We start from the raw sequence: 15113 nt of genomic DNA on the forward strand, positions 1-15113 counted from the left end.
ACATGGACCTAGGGCGACCTAGACTTCATGGAGGAGGGCTATGGAAACCGAATCTTTCCAGACCGCGAAACTTGGACATTTAGACTTTGATTCACCCCGGGAAAACCAGCCGGTGGGCAAGATCCCATTGCCTGACGAACTGCCCCGCCAGAATGATTTCAGCCATCTCCCAAAAGAGATCCTGAAGTCCTCCACTGTTGAAAATCTGATTTCTCAAAATGAAGACCTGATGGCCCGCCTGAAGGTGACTTTGCGCCGTTTGTCCCTTTTGGAAACTGAAAATCAGAAGTTCAGCGAAGAAGCCAACAAGGCCCGCCTGTCCCAATCCTCTGTGACCGATCAAATTCTGGTCTGGAAGGAAAAGGACAATCTGTGGAGACAAAAAGTCGATCAGTTGGAAAGAGAAAAAGAAATCCAGTCTGAAAAACTGCGCGCACTGACCGAGAAAACACAACACATGGCCACCGAACTGGCGCGCCATGAAAAATACCATGAGCGCATCAAGACCCAGGTGAAGCCTTATATCTCGGAACTGAAAGAATACTCCCGCACCCAGGATTTGCGCCTGCAGGAGCTGGAAAATGCCTCCAGCCACAAAGAAGCCCAGCTGCGCGATCTGCGTCATCAAATCATTGAGGTGACCAAGAATTCCCGCTATCAAGTCGAAGCTTCCGAGAAAAAAGCTCAAGAGATGGTTCACTTCTATGAAGAGCAGATTGAACGTCTGACCAAGGAAGTCGCACAGCTGCATCAGATTCAAGAAGAACTTGAAGTAAAATCCATCAAGCTGCACAGCGCTTTGGAGCGCCAGGACACTTTGGAAAACGAAGTCGTCACTCTTCGTCGCAGTAAAGAGGAGCTCAAAGACCGCTATGAGCAGGAAATCTCCCGCCAGCAGGAACGCATCAGCGAACTGACCCGCCAGAACCAAAAACTGGGCGTCGAACATGCAGATTTGCAGATTCGCGTGGTGGAAGATCAGGAAAAAATCCAAAGACTTGAAAAAGACCACTATCAGGCCCAGGAACAACTGGAAAGCCTGAGATATATGTGGACTGCCAAGAATGAGGAAAATGAAAAACTCAAGGTCGCAGCCGCTGCTTTGGAGCGTTTGAACCTTGAGCTAAGTCAGAAACTCAACGAATTGCGTAAACAGGACGGGCCCACAGCTTAAAAGCTTTGCAGGGCCCCTTCGATACTCTCGTGCACTTCCAGACTGGCACACTCAGAGAATGAGAAAAGGCGCTGGAAGTCCGGAGTCAGACCCGCGATCTTAACATTCATGCGGCTCCCCGCATTCAATTCATTCAAGATACCAAAGAAAGACTGAATCCCGGAAGACCCCACAAAATGCAGGTTTTTCATGCAGAATACGACTTTACGGTCGGAAAAATTCTGCAGGCAGGCTTTTTTAAAAGACTGAGCTTTTTCGATTTCAATGCGACCGCTCAAAGACACAACGGTGATGTCACCATCGAGCACGAGTTTGACTTCCATGTTAAGACCTCATCAACCTAAGTTAAGTGTTCTAACTTAACGGCCAAAATCTATGACATTTTGAGTCCAAAAAGAGACCAGTTTCACCTCGACAAAGGCCCTAAAGCATCCCTAGAATACTTTGGTGCTTCGAAGCTGGATCGTCTTGATTTCATTTTTGCTAGTGACAGTGATGTCATCTTCTTTTGCCCTGGGTGCAGAGCCCATGGCGAAGATCCATGATATGCTGATCAATGCCGACAGCATGTACCGCGACACCGAAAAAGAAGTCGTGGAGCTGGAAGGCAATATCCAGATCGTCTACAAAGGCCAGCACATCAAAGCCGACAAAGCCATCACCTCGTTGCGTTCCCGCCAGGTGGAACTGTACGGCAACGTCGAAATCATGGATGCCAAGAACACCATCGTGGGTGATCAGGTATTCCTGGATTATGAAAACAACACTGGCATGATCTATAACGGTTCGGTGCAATCCGGTCCGATCATGTTCTCGGGCGACGTTTTACAAAAAACCGGCGAATCCGAATTTATTGTCAGCAGCGCTGATTATACCGCCTGCACCAACTGCCCGGCGTCCTGGAGTTTCTCCGGCACCACCGTGCGCGCCGAACTGGGTGGCTATGCTTACATCAAAAATGCCGTTCTGCGCTTTGGCCATGTTCCGGTATTCTGGATGCCGTATCTGATTGTCCCGCTGAAAAGCGACCGCCAATCCGGCCTTCTGACTCCGACCTTCGAGGTTTCCGACAAGGGGGGCTTTGCGATCTCCCAACCTTACTTCTGGGCGATTTCTCGCAGCACCGATGCGACATTTGAAGTAAAAGACTACGCCAAGCGGGGCCTTAAAGGTTTGGTCGAATATCGTTACATGCTGAACGACACTTCCAGCGGAACGATGAATTTCGGCACCATCTTTGACCAGGCTTTCGCACAAGATGACCGGTTGAATTTGTACCGCCCGGCCACAGAAAAAGGCGATCCTCTGGAACGCTGGTTTCTGCGCTATGATCACTATTATGACATGCCCGACGGCATCATTCACCGCGCCCAGTTGAATCTGGCCAGCGATCTGCAATACCCCAAGGACTTCCCGACGGAGACACTGAATCACGGCGACTCAGCGATGGAAAACCGTATGTCCTTCACCAAGAACACTCTGGATCAGCACTACAGTGTCGATTCATCCTACTATGTGAACATGCTGCACGGAAACCCGCAGGAGGGAAATGAAGACGCCGTTCACCGCATTCCTGAACTGCGCTTCTCGCAGACCCAGGAAAACATTGGTGAGACCAATTTCATTTATTCCCTGAATTTAACCTATGTGAATTTCACCCGTGCCGGTCAGGCTTATGACGACATGACCGAGCAAACCATCAACGGGAACAAAATCCGCTTCCCAACCAACACGTGCAACGACCCGCGCTGGGAGGACAATCCCAACTGCCGTCGTGTGTATGATGGATCTTACAATCCGGGCCTGGATCAAATCCGCACCGGCCAGCGTCTGGATTTCATGCCTGCCCTTTATTACCCGATCAAGTTCGGCGAAGGCCTGGATGTGATTCCGGCGGTCAGCTATCGTGAAACACACTATGGCTTTAACATTGACGAAGACCAATATCTGTCCCGTCGCTACATCCGCACTGAAATCGGCGCGCGCACAAACTTGAGCCGCATCTATGGCGACACTGTCAACTCCAAGGCCACTCGCTATAAACACGAAATCATACCAGAAGTGATCTACACCCGCCTGCCATGGGTTTCCCAGGATGACAATCCTTTCTTCGGTACGGGTTCAATCTCGGATGCGCCCTACACGGCCCGCGACAGTATCACGGATCTGGATATCGCCAGCGACTACGGCGTGCAGTTTGACTATTACGACCGGGTCTATGACAGAAATCTGGTGACACTGGCGATGACCAACAAGATCACCGAAAAACGCTGGATTGGCGACCGCCCTGAATACCGCCAGGTGGGATATCTGAAACTGGCGCAATCTTACGACGGCACCCAGGAAAACAAAGTCGGCGTAAAAGAACCCTGGTCCGATCTGACCGCCACACTGGATGTGCGCCTGGATCGCTTCCAGACTTATTCCATCTTCAATTACTTCCCCTACCAGAACGTGACCAATGCGTCTTCGCGTGTGCGCTTGCTGAATGATATGGGACAGTTCTTCCAGGTGCAGCTGACCCGTCAGTACAAGATCACGCCGGGACAATCCGTAAACACCAGCGATCGTCAGGAAGATTACACGTTCTCGGCGGGCTTCACTTCCAGATTCATCAACTTGATGGGCAAGTTTGTTTACGACGCCAACTGGGCTGAATCCACGACCCGTGATCAGGTGAAATCATGGGCCTACATTGCGCAATTCAAACCACCAGGTGATTGCATGATGATCACCTTCATTCACGATCAGGTGACCGGTGGTGACACGAATTTCAAATTGAATTTCGAATTCACATTCGATGGAAATCCAAAACCGGCCCTGCCGCCGGAAGCTTTGGATTCATACGGATTCTAAAAATCCAGAACCGTGGCAAAAACTTGAGCACCATCAAGCTGACCTTTTTCAAAAGTCGGCGCGATGGCAAAGTCCGGCTGCTGAGACAAATCCGGCTGTTTGTTCATAGAGTAAACCCCGTAAGCGATTCCCGCATACAGACCCAATGAAGCTCCGCGAGCCACGTTGTTCCAGCTCTGGCTGGGCTTGTCTTCAACCGCCAGACTGACGACACCGACTGCCGCCCCACCCAGCGTTCCCCACGCACAACTGGTCAGGAAGCGCTTCAGACTTTGCGCCTGGACGGATTGAGTTTGAAACAGAACCAGAATCAAAAGTGGCAGGATTTTTCTCATAAGACATTGTCCCCCGAAAGCGGGGTTTTCAGTCAATCACTGATGTCTTCAAAGACCGTGATCTCACCGTCTTTTGTGACAAAGGCCCAGTGAATTTCAACCAGCACATCCCAGCGCGCCGCCAGAAACAGCATCGCGCGCACCAGGCGGGCTTTTTGTTTTTTGGTGATTCGGAAGGGCTGAAAATCGGACAGGTTCGTGGTTTTAACCTCCACCATCAGCAAAGTCTGCCGGGGAGTTTTAAAAAGCAGATCCACTTCAGCAAAAGGAGTCTTCACCCTCTGTCCAAGCAAGTGACAGCACTTAAGCTGATAGTATTTGATCACCAGGGCTTCAGAATAAAGTCCCCGTTCATGCGCCCAGTACGTCGGGCCCCCAGAGCTGTTAAACGTATTCTTTGACGCCCGCGAAGGATCTGCGGTGGGCGATGCACGGCCCGTGGTCGACGATGCTTTGTTTGTGAACCGGCGTGGAGTAGCCTTTGTGAATTTCGAATCCATAGTGCGGATACTTCACTCCCAGATCTTTCATCAGACGATCCCGGGTCACTTTCGCAACAATGGAGGCCGCCGAAATTGGCGCCACTCGCAAATCACCTTTCACAATGGTGCTTTGCTCAAAACCTTTTAGGTTCGGAATCTTTTTGTTGCCGTCCACCAGGACGTGACCACTCTTCACTCCCAACTTTTCCACCGCGCGTTTCATCGCCAGCAGTGAGGCATTGAGAATGTTGATTTCGTCGATCTCTTCCACAGAAGCAGAACCGATGCCAACAATGTGTTCTTTTAAAATCAGATCCGCCAGCTCTTCCCGGCGTTTTTCGGACAGAAGTTTTGAATCCGTAACCAGATCATTCAAAGCATCAGACTTGAAGATGACTGCCGCCGCATACACAGGTCCCGCCAGGCAACCGCGCCCCACTTCATCCACACCAATAATCGGTGCAGGAGAAAAGTCGCGCCATTCAATTTTTGGGAACTCTATTTTTTCTTTTTTTGCCATGCGGATGCCTCGATGCTTAAGGCCTGCAATGATAGAGGGAAACAGCAAGACTGGTCACTCAAGATTTGAGTGCGTCAGACGCTGATACTGTTCAGAAAAAACAAAAGACCCGGAATCGTAAAATCCCAGGTCTTGTGCATAAAGCTGTATTTAGTTTTAAAAAACTACTCTGCTTTGGAGGAAACCAGCTCAGATTCAATCTTAGCTGCTTTACCTTTAAGAGCGCGAAGGTAGTAAAGTTTAGAACGACGTACTTTACCTACGTTTACGATCTCAACTTTATCCAAAGCTGGAGATGCGAACGGGAAAGTTCTTTCCACGCCAACACCAGCGGACATTTTACGAACTGTGAAAGACTTCGCAGCACCAGATCCTTGGATCTTAGTTACGATACCTTTGTAAAGCTGAACACGCTCTTTCTCACCCTCTTTTACTTTAACGAATACGTTAACAGTATCACCAGAGTTGAAGGACTGAATGTTTTTGTTAGCAGCTTTAACACTAACGCGACGAACGAGGTTTGTTTCTTTAGCCATTGCTTAAAATCCTTATAGCAGTCAATTTTCACAAAAAGTAAAACAAGGGTCTACCATGGACCCATGACACGGTCAAGACAGATACTTACGGCAGATCTTACTGAAAGATGCCGATAATCTTTGGGGGGAGCACCCCTAATGCTCTCCAGAACCCCTGACGAGGATCTGATGAGGTCTTCCGTCAAACCGAAGCCTGTTCCGAATAGCATAAAAACTGGCTTTTTGGCCACATGCATTTCGTTGCGCAGCTCGGCAAACGAGTACTTATGCTTCGCCCACTCCGTACGGGCCGTTGTCGCGATCGTCAGAGCTTCCGGGACATTCCAGTCCTCAAACGCTTTTTCGACGCTCTCAACCGCCTTTACGTTCCCCAGGGCGGTCTTTCTCATGGGGTTGAACTTCGACCCCTGACCGGTGCGCCAGTGATCCAAAACGCGATCCACGAACATCAGCTGCTCTTTCATGGGATGGATGATGTAATATTTTTCCACTCCGAAGACAGTCGCCGCCCGGGCGATGTCATGGATATCGAAATTGGTGATATTGGTGGCCACCGTTTTTTGTTTGCTGTCGCGGACCGGATAGTGAACCAGTCCAATCGCCAGACGGGGCACGTAAGGTGTTTCTTCAGCCATTGAAGCTTTCCTCATTCAGATCCTCAAGACCCAAAACTTCGCGATCCTGAGGGGATAGTTGCTGCCAGAACTTAAAGAGCTCCTTCAGGGGCTCTGCCGTTTTTTTCTTTTTTAGGGCGCGGTATTTTTCCCGTTCTTCCGCCAGATAGATGATGAACAGATCAGGGCGTTTTTTTAACGTCACCAGCGCCGAAACTTTTTCTTTCCAATCAGCGATCAACTTGTGATTGCCGCTCAAAAGAACTTCGGGAACATCCTGTCCTAAATACTCGCGAGGACGGGTGAAATTGGGATGCTCCAGAAGACCTTCTGAAAAACTGTCTTTGTCCGCTGAATCCACATGCCCCAGCACACCCGGAATAAAACGCGACAGCGCATCGATCACCACCAACGCCCCCAGCTCCCCGCCGGAAAGCACATAATCCCCGATGGAGATCTCTTCATCGACATAGGTGTTGATGATTCGCTGATCGATTCCGCCGTAGCGGCCACAGATCAAAACCAGATGCTCTGCCTGGGACAATTCTCGGGCCTTGTCATCAGTAAGAACTGAACCCTGCGGAGACAGATAGATGACTTTAGAATTCTTATGTTGCACTTTTTGAATGGATTTTTCGAGGGTCTCGGACAACATGATCATGCCGTCACCACCACCGAAGGGACGATCGTCGACCGTGCGGTGCTTGTCGGTGGCAAATTCGCGCGGAGTGTGCGCCTGCACCGACAAAAGATCACCCTTTAATGCCTGCCCCAGGACGCCGTGAGACACTGCGCCCTGGATCATCTCAGGGAAAAGAGTGATCACGTCGATTTTAAGCATTTTCGATATCAAAAAGCCCTTCAGGCAAATCCATCACGACAGCCTGATGTTTGAAGTCGATTTTTTTGATGAAAGCATCCACGAACGGAACTTCCGCAGTTTTACCATCAGTCGTTTCAACCACCAGCAAATCCTGAACACCGTTAGAGGAAAAACCAACGATTTCGCCCAGTACGGTTTGTTCTGGGTTCTTCAACTTGAAGTTTTTAATCTCAGACAGGAAGATGGTTTCACCTGGTTTGGACACCATCAGTTCATCGTCGATGAAGAACTCCATGTGCTCCAGACCTTCAGCGGCGGTGCGATCAGCCACTTCAGCGGCTTTCACGATCAGACCTTTTTTGAAAGGCTTGGTGCGCTCAACAGTGAAAGTTTTGATTTCATCTGAATCCTTGGCTTTTAGGCCGAAGGTTTTCATGCGTTTTGCCCAGGCAATTTCACCAGAGAAGACCAAAACATAAAGGTCTCCTTTAAGGCCGTGAGCTTCGCGGATTTTTCCTACCAATTTCATTTTTGACTCCAGCAAGACAGACTTAAGTCTGCCAGCACAAATAAGAAAGGGGTCACCTGATTGGTAACCCCTTCCATGAGAATTAACTCTAAATTTACTTAAACCAAACTATTCAACGATATCCAGGTGATAACGCTTGTTAAGCTTGGTGCCAGCTGCGCGGATGATAGTTCTCATTGCAGCAGCAGTTTTACCTTGCTTACCAATCACTTTACCAAGGTCTTCTTTATCAACCTTCAAAGCAAGAAGTGTGGTTTGCTGACCAGGGATTTCATCAACTTCGACATTTTCAGGTTTGTCCACCAGGGACTTCGCCATGAACTCAACGAGGTCTTTCAAGCTATCCATATTTACCCCCACAGATAGTACCTACCTGATCTAGTTTAGCAAAACCAAGTAGGAAGCCAACAACTTATTTAGCTTGAGCCAATTTGATCACGTGTTTTACGCGATCTGTAGGTTGAGCACCTTTTTTGATCCACTCTTCAACTTTAGCCAGATCAAGCTCAATCTTTTTGTCGTTACCTTTTGGAGATGGAATGTAAGTTCCAAGAATATCAAGGAATTTACCAGTCACATAACGACGGGAATCCGCTACAGTAACGCGGTATTTAGGTTCATGCTTAGCGCCCATACGAGCCAAACGAATTACAACTGCCATTTCTAAACCTCATGTATCAAAAACAGTAAGTCCAAGTTTGTACTTGGATCGTGGTTAAATATCAAGCCCTAAAATGGAAACTTCATTCCGCCCCGGCCCATACCCATTTTCATCATACCGCCCATCATCTTTTTTGCATCCTCAAACTGCTTTATAAGCTTGTTCACGTCCTGAACTTGAGTTCCGCTCCCCTTCGCGATCCTTTGACGACGCGAAGCGTTTAAAATCTTATGGTTATGACGTTCCTGGTAGGTCATGGAGCGAATGATCGCTTCAATCTTTTTCATTTCTGCATCCGGAGGGGTCATATTTTTCAGCTGTTTGCTGAGCTCCCCCATGCCCGGTAAAAATTTCAAAATACTTTCAAAGCCGCCCATCTTCTTGAGCTGCTGGATCTGAGTCAGGAAATCCTCCAAAGTGAACTCATTCTTCATGAGTTTCTTCGCGGAATCACGCGCAGACTTTTCATCGATGACTTCCTGGGCTTTCTCAACCAAAGACAGGACGTCGCCCATATCCAGGATACGGCCGGCCAGACGGTCCGGGTGGAAGACTTCCAACGCCGTGACTTTTTCACCGATACCCAGGAATTTAATCGGAATCCCGGTGACTTCGCGGATCGACAAGGCCGCACCACCGCGCGCATCCCCGTCCACCTTGGTCAGAACCAAACCGGTCAGATTCAAGCGCTTGTGGAAGCCCTCAGCCACATTCACGGACTGCTGACCCAGCATCGCATCGGCCACCAACAGAATTTCCTGCGGAGTCCAGATCTCTTTCAAACGGCCCAGCTCGCCCATCAGGTCTTCATCGATCTGCAGGCGTCCCGCGGTATCGACGATGACCACTTCGACCATGTTGTCGCGAGCCCATTGTTTGGCCTTTTCCAGAATTTCTTCCGGCTTCATGCCTACTTGGGTTGGGAAAGTCGGGATGTTGTTCTGCTTACCCAAAACCTGCAACTGGTCGATCGCCGCCGGACGATAGATGTCGGCCGGAACCAAGCCCGGTTTTTTATTCAGCTTCTGACGGATATATAGAGACAATTTCGCAGCAGACGTGGTTTTACCCGCCCCCTGCAAACCCACCAGGAAGATCACGCTGGGATTTTCACGGACATTGATATCAACCGCGCCGCCACCAAGAACGTTCACCAGTTCGTCATGGACGATCTTTACGAACATCTGGCCGGGATTGACGTTGGTCAGAACATCCTGACCCAGGGCTTTTTCCTTCACCTTGTCGATAAAGGTTTTCACCACTTTGAAGTTCACGTCGGCTTCAAGAAGACTCAGACGGATTTCCTTGATGACTTCCTCAATATTGGCTTCGCTGATCTTATGCTGACCGCGGACCTTTTTAAGGCTTGTCATGATTTTATCTGATAGATTCTCAAACATGTGAAACTCCTGAAGGATCATTCTTTATAACAAGTCCGGCGGAATGACAAAGAACCACACTTAACGCGGCGCGCCCCGATACGGGTTGCCTGGCACCGTTTCACACTGGGAATAATATACTCCGGCGGAGCGTCAATCCATTCTTTCTCCATGCTTTGTGTGTATGAGAGTTCGCAAAGGGGCACTTTTATGAAAAAAATTGTACTTGTTTCTGTATTGGGGACTGCTGCAATCGCAAATGCGCAGACAGGACTAAGAACGACTCACACCACGACAATGGAAGGTCTTCGCGACGCCCGCAAACAAATGGAAGTTCAGACTGAAAATTCCATCTTGGAAAAACTGGAAGCACAACGCATGGAAGACGAAAAGAAACGTTTCCGCGAATTCGACTCTTTGAACTTCAGCGTGGTGAACGACGACACTCAAGCGTCCGCACCGACGACTTCTTCCTTCTAAAAAACCGGATTTTCGCGGATTTTTTCGAAACACTTCCTGCGCATTTTTGCCAAAGGATTGTTTCACAAAATCCCGCGACTGCGATCTCGATTTAACTGAAAAATGGGCGTAAAACTTGCGCCCATTTTTTATTTCTTTTTTGAACCTCTACACGTTTGAAATGGTTTTTTTGTTGGAATTCTGTGGATACACACGGAAAGCCACGGTTTTTTCGTGTCAGTTGCCAATTACATTTTTGTATTTAGACCGTTCCACGAATTTCTTACTAGGTTTTGTCGTGCGCTTTTGGAGTGTTTTACTCCTTTTGCGAAACAAACAATAACCACACCAATTTTGGTAAGGAGTTCCAATGAAAAAGGTTCTATTCACAATGGCCGCAATGCTGGTTTCTGTCAGTGCTCACGCCGTTCACCAGGGCAGTTCCTGGTCTGAAATCTTTGCGTCCCGTCACGCGGTTGTAACCCACGGATATGCATTGGGCGGCATCAAGCTTGAAAATGCCTGTATGACTGACACTGAAATCCGCTCCATCACACCAACACGTGAGTGCGCAGAACTGGTGCCTCGCCAGGTGGGCAATCCAAACAGTGAGCAAGGTGGCTACACTGAGTGGGTTTGCGCCCGCTATGAAACTACAACCTTGGCTGTTTCCCGCAGCTACGAGCAACCGGTGTGTGAAGAGTTCACTCCTGCCAACGGTGAGCAAACTCCAGAGTGCACCCGTTTTGGTTCCAAAATCGTGACAGTGCCACGCACTATCGACACCCAAGTAATCATCACTCGCGGTGAAGCGGACCAGTCTTTCTGGAAGCGTTTCACCTTCCCTACTTGTGAAGGCGTTTATCCTCACTAAAAAACAAAAAGCCCTGAAGTTTCGTCAGGGCTTTTCCAGTTTCCAAGGGTCGATTTATTTGTCCGCAAAAATCTTGAATGGACCCTTGGTTTTCTTAAGAGGTTGCAGTTCGGTATGCAGCTTCAGGGCCTCATTACCCGCGTCGGACTTAACAAGATAAGCCGGCTTTTCCGGACTGCCATGCCGGGTGATTTTTTTGCCTTTAATGGTCCGGGTGACTGATTCCAGATACACTTCTTCAACTGTACCTGTAATTGCTCTGCCGAGCCACTGCCATTGAATTTTGTCGTGCACTTTAAAGGGCTTCATAAACACCTACCAGCGCTGGAAAGAGCCTTTGCGCAAAGAAATCCGGGCCACCGCATAGAACACACCGATACCAATCAGTGAAATCAGGGCCGCGGTCCATACATTCACATCACTGACTCCCAGAATTCCGTAACGAAGTCCATTGATCAGATACAGCAGCGGATTGGCTTTGGAAACCGCCTGCCAGAAGGGATGCAGATGTTCGATCGACAAAAACACCCCACCAAGATAAGTCAGTGGAAGCAGGATGAACGCGGAAAACGCCGACAACTGATCAAAAGTGTTCGCCCAGAAGGCAATACTGATTCCGATCATTCCAAAGATCAGACCTGCCAGCACAACAAAGAACAATGCAGCCACCGGGTGGGCAATCACCAGCCATGCGCCATTTTGATAGTACATGAACATTGATCCCACGATATAGGTGATCACCGCCACAATACTGCCACGCACCAGGGCCGCAAGACTCATGGCCCAGATGATCTCCTGATCAGTGACAGGCGCCACACGCAGATCCTCCAGATCACCCGAGAATTTGGAAGACACAATCGAAGAGGATGAGTTCTGGAAAGCATTGTTGATAATACCCATCATCATCAGACCCGGGATCAGAAAGCTAAGATAGCTTACGCCCTGGTGTGAAGCCATTTGTTCACCCAAAGACACACCAAAGATCAAAAGATACAGGAAGGAAGAAACAAACGGCGTCACCACTGTCTGCACCAGCACCTTCAGGAATCGTGCAATTTCACGCTGGAAAATAGTCACAAACCCGGTCATAGCGACACCTGCGATTCTTTCTTGGCAACAAGCTTCAGGAACGCGTCTTCCAGACTGCCCTCCTCGATCTGAACGTCAGCAATAAGTCCCGTCGGAATGCTCACTTCGTTCAGGAATTCACCCAAAGTTTTATTCTGAGGCACAACGAAGCTGTATTCCTTCCCATCCACTTCAGTCAGATAGTCGGACTGGATCAGATGTTTTTCTGTCAAAAGAACACGGATCTTTTTATGCGTGTATTCACGGATGATGGCCTTGGTGTCACCCAGAACCACCAAAGATCCCAGGTTGATAATGCCAACACGGTCACACAGCTGCTGGGCTTCTTCCAGATAATGCGTTGTCAGCAGAATCGACATACCTTCGCCACGAAGCTCCTGCACAAACTTCCACAGGTCTTCGCGCAAGCGAACGTCCACACCGGCAGTGGGTTCATCCAAAAGCAAAAGTTTGGGATTGTGCACAAGCGCTTTAGCAATCATCAAACGGCGCTTCATCCCGCCGGAAAGCTGTTTTACTTTTTTGTGGCGGTGCTCATACAAGGACAGTTTTTCCAGCAGGAAGTGAATGCGCTCTTTGTTCTTGCGCAGACCATAATAGCCGGAATGGAAAGTCAGAATCTCTTCAACGTCGAAGAATCCGGAAGTGATCACTTCCTGGTGAACGACGCCGATTTGTTTTTTAGTGAACATCGGATCATTGCAAACATCCACACCGAACACTTTCACCGTCCCGGAAGTGGGCTTTTCTAGCGTCGTGATGGTTGAAATGATCGTCGTCTTACCCGCCCCGTTAGGACCCAGCAGACCGAAGATTTCGCCGGGTTTTACGGAAAAGGTCATACCCTTCACCGCTTCGACTGTGCCGCCGCGGTAGGTTTTTCTTAGATCAGTGATTTCCAATGGCAAATTCATTATCTAGCTCTCGATATGCTAGTGTGGAATTCCACTGTCGGGTTTTCGCGTTTTAGCCAGTTCAAGTCCCATTCCTGATTTACCAGAACAACCGGGTTGTCCTGCAGGTCGCGGAACATGTTGGCGCCGCCTTTAAGGTCCGTGACTGGTTTTCCGTCTTCAGTGCGCGGCCAGCGGGCCACACCGTATGGCAGACGGCTCAACTTCACTTCCAGGTTGTATTCATCCTGCAGGCGACGGATCAAAACTTCGAACTGAAGTTCACCGACCGCGCCGATAATCGGATCCTGATGACCGATGATAGGATCAATAAACAACTGAATCGCCCCCTCTTCAGACAAGTGATTCAGGGCCTCGTTCATCTTCTGACGTTTCAAGGCATCACGCACGGACAATTTGCCGAACAGTTCCGGCGCAAACTTGGGAATGTCTTCGAAATGGATTTTGCCGGATGCATAAACGCAATCCCCGATGGCAAAGTTTCCTGTGTCACCCACCCCGACGATATCGCCCGCGTAGGCATCATCCACGGTTTCTTTATCAGCGGCGACGAACTGACTGGCGTAAGAAAGTCTAAGTTCTTTGTCATGACGGGAGTGTTTCACCTTCATGCCACGCTCAAATTTACCAGAACAGATACGGATAAAGGCAATACGGTCGCGGTGACGCTTGTCCATATTGGCCTGAATTTTAAAGACAAAACCCGAGAAGTTCGCGTCACATGGATCCATGTCCTTACCGTCCTTCAAATGGCGCGGCTGGGGACCTGGAGCGTACTTGGTGAAGAACTGCAGGAATGTATCCACCCCGAAGTTCTGTTTGGCAGAACCAAAGGTCACCGGCGAGATCGTGCCGTTCAGGAATTCGTTCACATCAAATGGCGGCAACGCACTTTCAATCAGATCCAGCTCTTCCAGGACCTGGTCCGCGGATTCCTTGTCCAGATAGTCGTAAAGGATTTGATCGTCCTTGCCTTTTTCAAATGGAATGATTTTGTAGTCTTCCACTTCTTCACGGCGCTGATCGTAGATCCAGATTTCTTTGGTCAGACGGTTGTAAATACCACGGAAACGCTGACCGATACCCAGAGGCCAGGTCACCGGATAACATTGCATGTTCAAAGTCTTTTCAACTTCATCAATCAAAGTCAGAGGATCTTTCCCCTCACGATCGAGTTTGTTTACAAATGTGAAAATCGGAATCTTGCGCAGGCGGCAGACTTCGTAAAGTTTTTTGGTACGTTCTTCCACACCCTTGGCAACGTCGATCAGCATGCAGGCGGATTCCACGGCCATCAAGACTCGATAAGTATCTTCAGAGAAGTCTTTGTGCCCCGGTGTATCCAACAGGTTCACACGCAAACCATCGAAATCAAAAGTCATCACGGACGATGTGATAGAGATCCCTTTTTCGCGCTCCATGGCCATCCAGTCCGATGTCACAGCCTTGGTCCCCTGCTTGCCCTTTACTTCCCCGGTTTCGTGGATCACGCCCCCGTGATAAAGCAATTTTTCTGTCAGCGTGGTCTTACCCGCATCCGGGTGAGAGATGATCGCAAACGTGCGGCGACGCTGAATTTCTTTTTGGATCTGAGGAGTGACTTGCATTGTGGAATCTTTCCTTTGAAAACTCCTTTTTACGGGGAAATCCGACGGGTTACAAGCATTTGCCGCACTGCCCTTGGCGCTAGAAACCCTCCTTGGGTGGATTTGGGCCCAACCTGACGGCGATCATGCCCAAAACCGGGCAATTCATACAGACTTCTCCTCGTTTTCCGGACGGATTGCAGAGGCCCCCTTGCGCCAAACCGCAAAAGACCTTATAACCGTCCGACTACTTTGAACTCCCCTTGGTTTGGAGCCAAGCTA

19 protein-coding genes are annotated in these 15113 nt (G+C 49.2%); 4 read left to right on the forward strand and 15 right to left on the reverse strand.

Features of this window, described 5'->3' with window-relative positions; genetic code table 11:
- The first annotated feature begins 40 nt into the window (after positions 1 to 40).
- Positions 41 to 1174 carry a hypothetical protein gene (locus ACNQKP_RS14985; protein WP_011164554.1) on the forward strand — a complete coding sequence of 378 codons (1134 nt, stop codon included), beginning with the start codon at positions 41 to 43 and terminating at the stop codon, positions 1172 to 1174.
- On the opposite strand, the gene ACNQKP_RS14990 is transcribed toward ACNQKP_RS14985, so the two are convergent.
- Positions 1171 to 1497: an STAS domain-containing protein gene (locus ACNQKP_RS14990; RefSeq protein WP_417865637.1), complete on the reverse strand. Its 327-nt coding sequence runs from the start codon at positions 1495 to 1497 to the stop codon at positions 1171 to 1173. The two genes, ACNQKP_RS14985 and ACNQKP_RS14990, sit on opposite strands and share 4 nt — an antisense overlap.
- 172 nt (positions 1498 to 1669) lie before the next feature.
- On the opposite strand from ACNQKP_RS14990, the gene ACNQKP_RS14995 reads away from it, so the two are divergent.
- A complete protein-coding gene (locus ACNQKP_RS14995; RefSeq protein ID WP_417865639.1) occupies positions 1670 to 4030 on the forward strand; it encodes an LPS-assembly protein LptD in 2361 nt (786 codons plus the stop codon).
- Here the strand turns inward: ACNQKP_RS14995 and ACNQKP_RS15000 are convergent.
- The 10 genes from ACNQKP_RS15000 to ffh form a co-directional block, all read right to left on the reverse strand.
- Positions 4027 to 4365 (reverse strand): hypothetical protein, encoded by a 339-nt coding sequence (locus ACNQKP_RS15000; RefSeq protein WP_417865641.1) that lies wholly within the window; start codon positions 4363 to 4365, stop codon positions 4027 to 4029. The genes ACNQKP_RS14995 and ACNQKP_RS15000 overlap by 4 nt on opposite strands.
- 32 nt (positions 4366 to 4397) lie before the next feature.
- Complete coding sequence (locus ACNQKP_RS15005) at positions 4398 to 4691, reverse strand: YraN family protein (RefSeq protein WP_011164558.1); 294 nt, start codon at positions 4689 to 4691, stop codon at positions 4398 to 4400.
- 58 nt (positions 4692 to 4749) lie between these two features.
- Positions 4750 to 5367 (reverse strand): ribonuclease HII, encoded by a 618-nt coding sequence (locus tag ACNQKP_RS15010; RefSeq protein WP_048349745.1) that lies wholly within the window; start codon positions 5365 to 5367, stop codon positions 4750 to 4752.
- Positions 5368 to 5531: 164 nt separating this feature from the next.
- A complete protein-coding gene (gene rplS / locus ACNQKP_RS15015; RefSeq protein WP_011164560.1) occupies positions 5532 to 5903 on the reverse strand; it encodes a 50S ribosomal protein L19 in 372 nt (123 codons plus the stop codon).
- A 50-nt stretch (positions 5904 to 5953) separates the two neighbouring features.
- Positions 5954 to 6553, reverse strand: coding sequence for an RNA methyltransferase (locus ACNQKP_RS15020; protein WP_232469285.1), 600 nt, complete (start codon positions 6551 to 6553; stop codon positions 5954 to 5956).
- On the reverse strand, positions 6531 to 7358 hold the full coding sequence (gene trmD, locus ACNQKP_RS15025; RefSeq protein WP_038449327.1) for a tRNA (guanosine(37)-N1)-methyltransferase TrmD: 828 nt from the start codon (positions 7356 to 7358) through the stop codon (positions 6531 to 6533). Before trmD ends, ACNQKP_RS15020 begins: the two co-directional genes overlap by 23 nt.
- Positions 7351 to 7869: a ribosome maturation factor RimM gene (gene rimM / locus ACNQKP_RS15030; protein WP_231839123.1), complete on the reverse strand. Its 519-nt coding sequence runs from the start codon at positions 7867 to 7869 to the stop codon at positions 7351 to 7353. The genes trmD and rimM overlap by 8 nt, the downstream gene beginning before the upstream one ends.
- Positions 7870 to 7977: 108 nt before the next feature.
- Positions 7978 to 8217: a KH domain-containing protein gene (locus tag ACNQKP_RS15035; RefSeq protein ID WP_038446499.1), complete on the reverse strand. Its 240-nt coding sequence runs from the start codon at positions 8215 to 8217 to the stop codon at positions 7978 to 7980.
- A 64-nt stretch (positions 8218 to 8281) separates the two neighbouring features.
- Positions 8282 to 8530, reverse strand: coding sequence for a 30S ribosomal protein S16 (gene rpsP, locus ACNQKP_RS15040; protein ID WP_011164565.1), 249 nt, complete (start codon positions 8528 to 8530; stop codon positions 8282 to 8284).
- Between the two features lie 68 nt (positions 8531 to 8598).
- On the reverse strand, positions 8599 to 9930 hold the full coding sequence (gene ffh / locus ACNQKP_RS15045) for a signal recognition particle protein (protein ID WP_226988149.1): 1332 nt from the start codon (positions 9928 to 9930) through the stop codon (positions 8599 to 8601).
- A 189-nt stretch (positions 9931 to 10119) separates the two neighbouring features.
- On the opposite strand from ffh, the gene ACNQKP_RS15050 reads away from it, so the two are divergent.
- A complete protein-coding gene (locus tag ACNQKP_RS15050; protein WP_417865645.1) occupies positions 10120 to 10389 on the forward strand; it encodes a hypothetical protein in 270 nt (89 codons plus the stop codon).
- A 349-nt stretch (positions 10390 to 10738) separates the two neighbouring features.
- The gene (locus ACNQKP_RS15055) at positions 10739 to 11242 is read left to right on the forward strand and encodes a hypothetical protein (protein ID WP_038449334.1); all 504 of its coding nucleotides are present in this window, start codon (positions 10739 to 10741) and stop codon (positions 11240 to 11242) included.
- 54 nt (positions 11243 to 11296) lie between these two features.
- Here the strand turns inward: ACNQKP_RS15055 and ACNQKP_RS15060 are convergent, their stop codons facing one another.
- From ACNQKP_RS15060 to ACNQKP_RS15075, 4 genes are read right to left on the reverse strand one after another with little or no spacing between them, the layout of a single operon-like run.
- Positions 11297 to 11551, reverse strand: a complete 255-nt coding sequence (locus tag ACNQKP_RS15060) for a DUF2945 domain-containing protein (protein WP_038449336.1) — start codon at positions 11549 to 11551, stop codon at positions 11297 to 11299.
- Between the two features lie 6 nt (positions 11552 to 11557).
- Positions 11558 to 12331, reverse strand: a complete 774-nt coding sequence (locus ACNQKP_RS15065; RefSeq protein WP_417865647.1) for an ABC transporter permease — start codon at positions 12329 to 12331, stop codon at positions 11558 to 11560.
- Positions 12328 to 13245 (reverse strand): ABC transporter ATP-binding protein, encoded by a 918-nt coding sequence (locus tag ACNQKP_RS15070; RefSeq protein ID WP_417865649.1) that lies wholly within the window; start codon positions 13243 to 13245, stop codon positions 12328 to 12330. Before ACNQKP_RS15070 ends, ACNQKP_RS15065 begins: the two co-directional genes overlap by 4 nt.
- Positions 13245 to 14852 carry a peptide chain release factor 3 gene (locus ACNQKP_RS15075; RefSeq protein WP_417865651.1) on the reverse strand — a complete coding sequence of 536 codons (1608 nt, stop codon included), beginning with the start codon at positions 14850 to 14852 and terminating at the stop codon, positions 13245 to 13247. Before ACNQKP_RS15075 ends, ACNQKP_RS15070 begins: the two co-directional genes overlap by 1 nt.
- Positions 14853 to 15113: the final 261 nt, after the last annotated feature.

This window comes from Bdellovibrio bacteriovorus (assembly GCF_048286975.1).
Lineage (GTDB): Bacteria > Bdellovibrionota > Bdellovibrionia > Bdellovibrionales > Bdellovibrionaceae > Bdellovibrio > Bdellovibrio bacteriovorus_H.

Coding starts and splice junctions, on each gene's coding strand:
- ACNQKP_RS15035 (WP_038446499.1), bottom strand. CDS start 8,217: ATGGATAGCTTGAAAGACCTCGTTGAGTTCATGGCGAAGTCCCTGGTG.
- ACNQKP_RS14985 (WP_011164554.1), top strand. CDS start 41: ATGGAAACCGAATCTTTCCAGACCGCGAAACTTGGACATTTAGACTTT.
- rplS (WP_011164560.1), bottom strand. CDS start 5,903: ATGGCTAAAGAAACAAACCTCGTTCGTCGCGTTAGTGTTAAAGCTGCT.
- ACNQKP_RS15050 (WP_417865645.1), top strand. CDS start 10,120: ATGAAAAAAATTGTACTTGTTTCTGTATTGGGGACTGCTGCAATCGCA.
- ACNQKP_RS14990 (WP_417865637.1), bottom strand. CDS start 1,497: ATGGAAGTCAAACTCGTGCTCGATGGTGACATCACCGTTGTGTCTTTG.
- ACNQKP_RS15000 (WP_417865641.1), bottom strand. CDS start 4,365: ATGAGAAAAATCCTGCCACTTTTGATTCTGGTTCTGTTTCAAACTCAA.
- rpsP (WP_011164565.1), bottom strand. CDS start 8,530: ATGGCAGTTGTAATTCGTTTGGCTCGTATGGGCGCTAAGCATGAACCT.
- ffh (WP_226988149.1), bottom strand. CDS start 9,930: ATGTTTGAGAATCTATCAGATAAAATCATGACAAGCCTTAAAAAGGTC.
- trmD (WP_038449327.1), bottom strand. CDS start 7,358: ATGCTTAAAATCGACGTGATCACTCTTTTCCCTGAGATGATCCAGGGC.
- ACNQKP_RS15060 (WP_038449336.1), bottom strand. CDS start 11,551: ATGAAGCCCTTTAAAGTGCACGACAAAATTCAATGGCAGTGGCTCGGC.
- ACNQKP_RS15070 (WP_417865649.1), bottom strand. CDS start 13,245: ATGAATTTGCCATTGGAAATCACTGATCTAAGAAAAACCTACCGCGGC.
- ACNQKP_RS15010 (WP_048349745.1), bottom strand. CDS start 5,367: ATGGCAAAAAAAGAAAAAATAGAGTTCCCAAAAATTGAATGGCGCGAC.
- rimM (WP_231839123.1), bottom strand. CDS start 7,869: ATGAAATTGGTAGGAAAAATCCGCGAAGCTCACGGCCTTAAAGGAGAC.
- ACNQKP_RS15055 (WP_038449334.1), top strand. CDS start 10,739: ATGAAAAAGGTTCTATTCACAATGGCCGCAATGCTGGTTTCTGTCAGT.
- ACNQKP_RS15020 (WP_232469285.1), bottom strand. CDS start 6,553: ATGAGGAAAGCTTCAATGGCTGAAGAAACACCTTACGTGCCCCGTCTG.
- ACNQKP_RS15075 (WP_417865651.1), bottom strand. CDS start 14,852: ATGCAAGTCACTCCTCAGATCCAAAAAGAAATTCAGCGTCGCCGCACG.
- ACNQKP_RS14995 (WP_417865639.1), top strand. CDS start 1,670: ATGTCATCTTCTTTTGCCCTGGGTGCAGAGCCCATGGCGAAGATCCAT.
- ACNQKP_RS15065 (WP_417865647.1), bottom strand. CDS start 12,331: ATGACCGGGTTTGTGACTATTTTCCAGCGTGAAATTGCACGATTCCTG.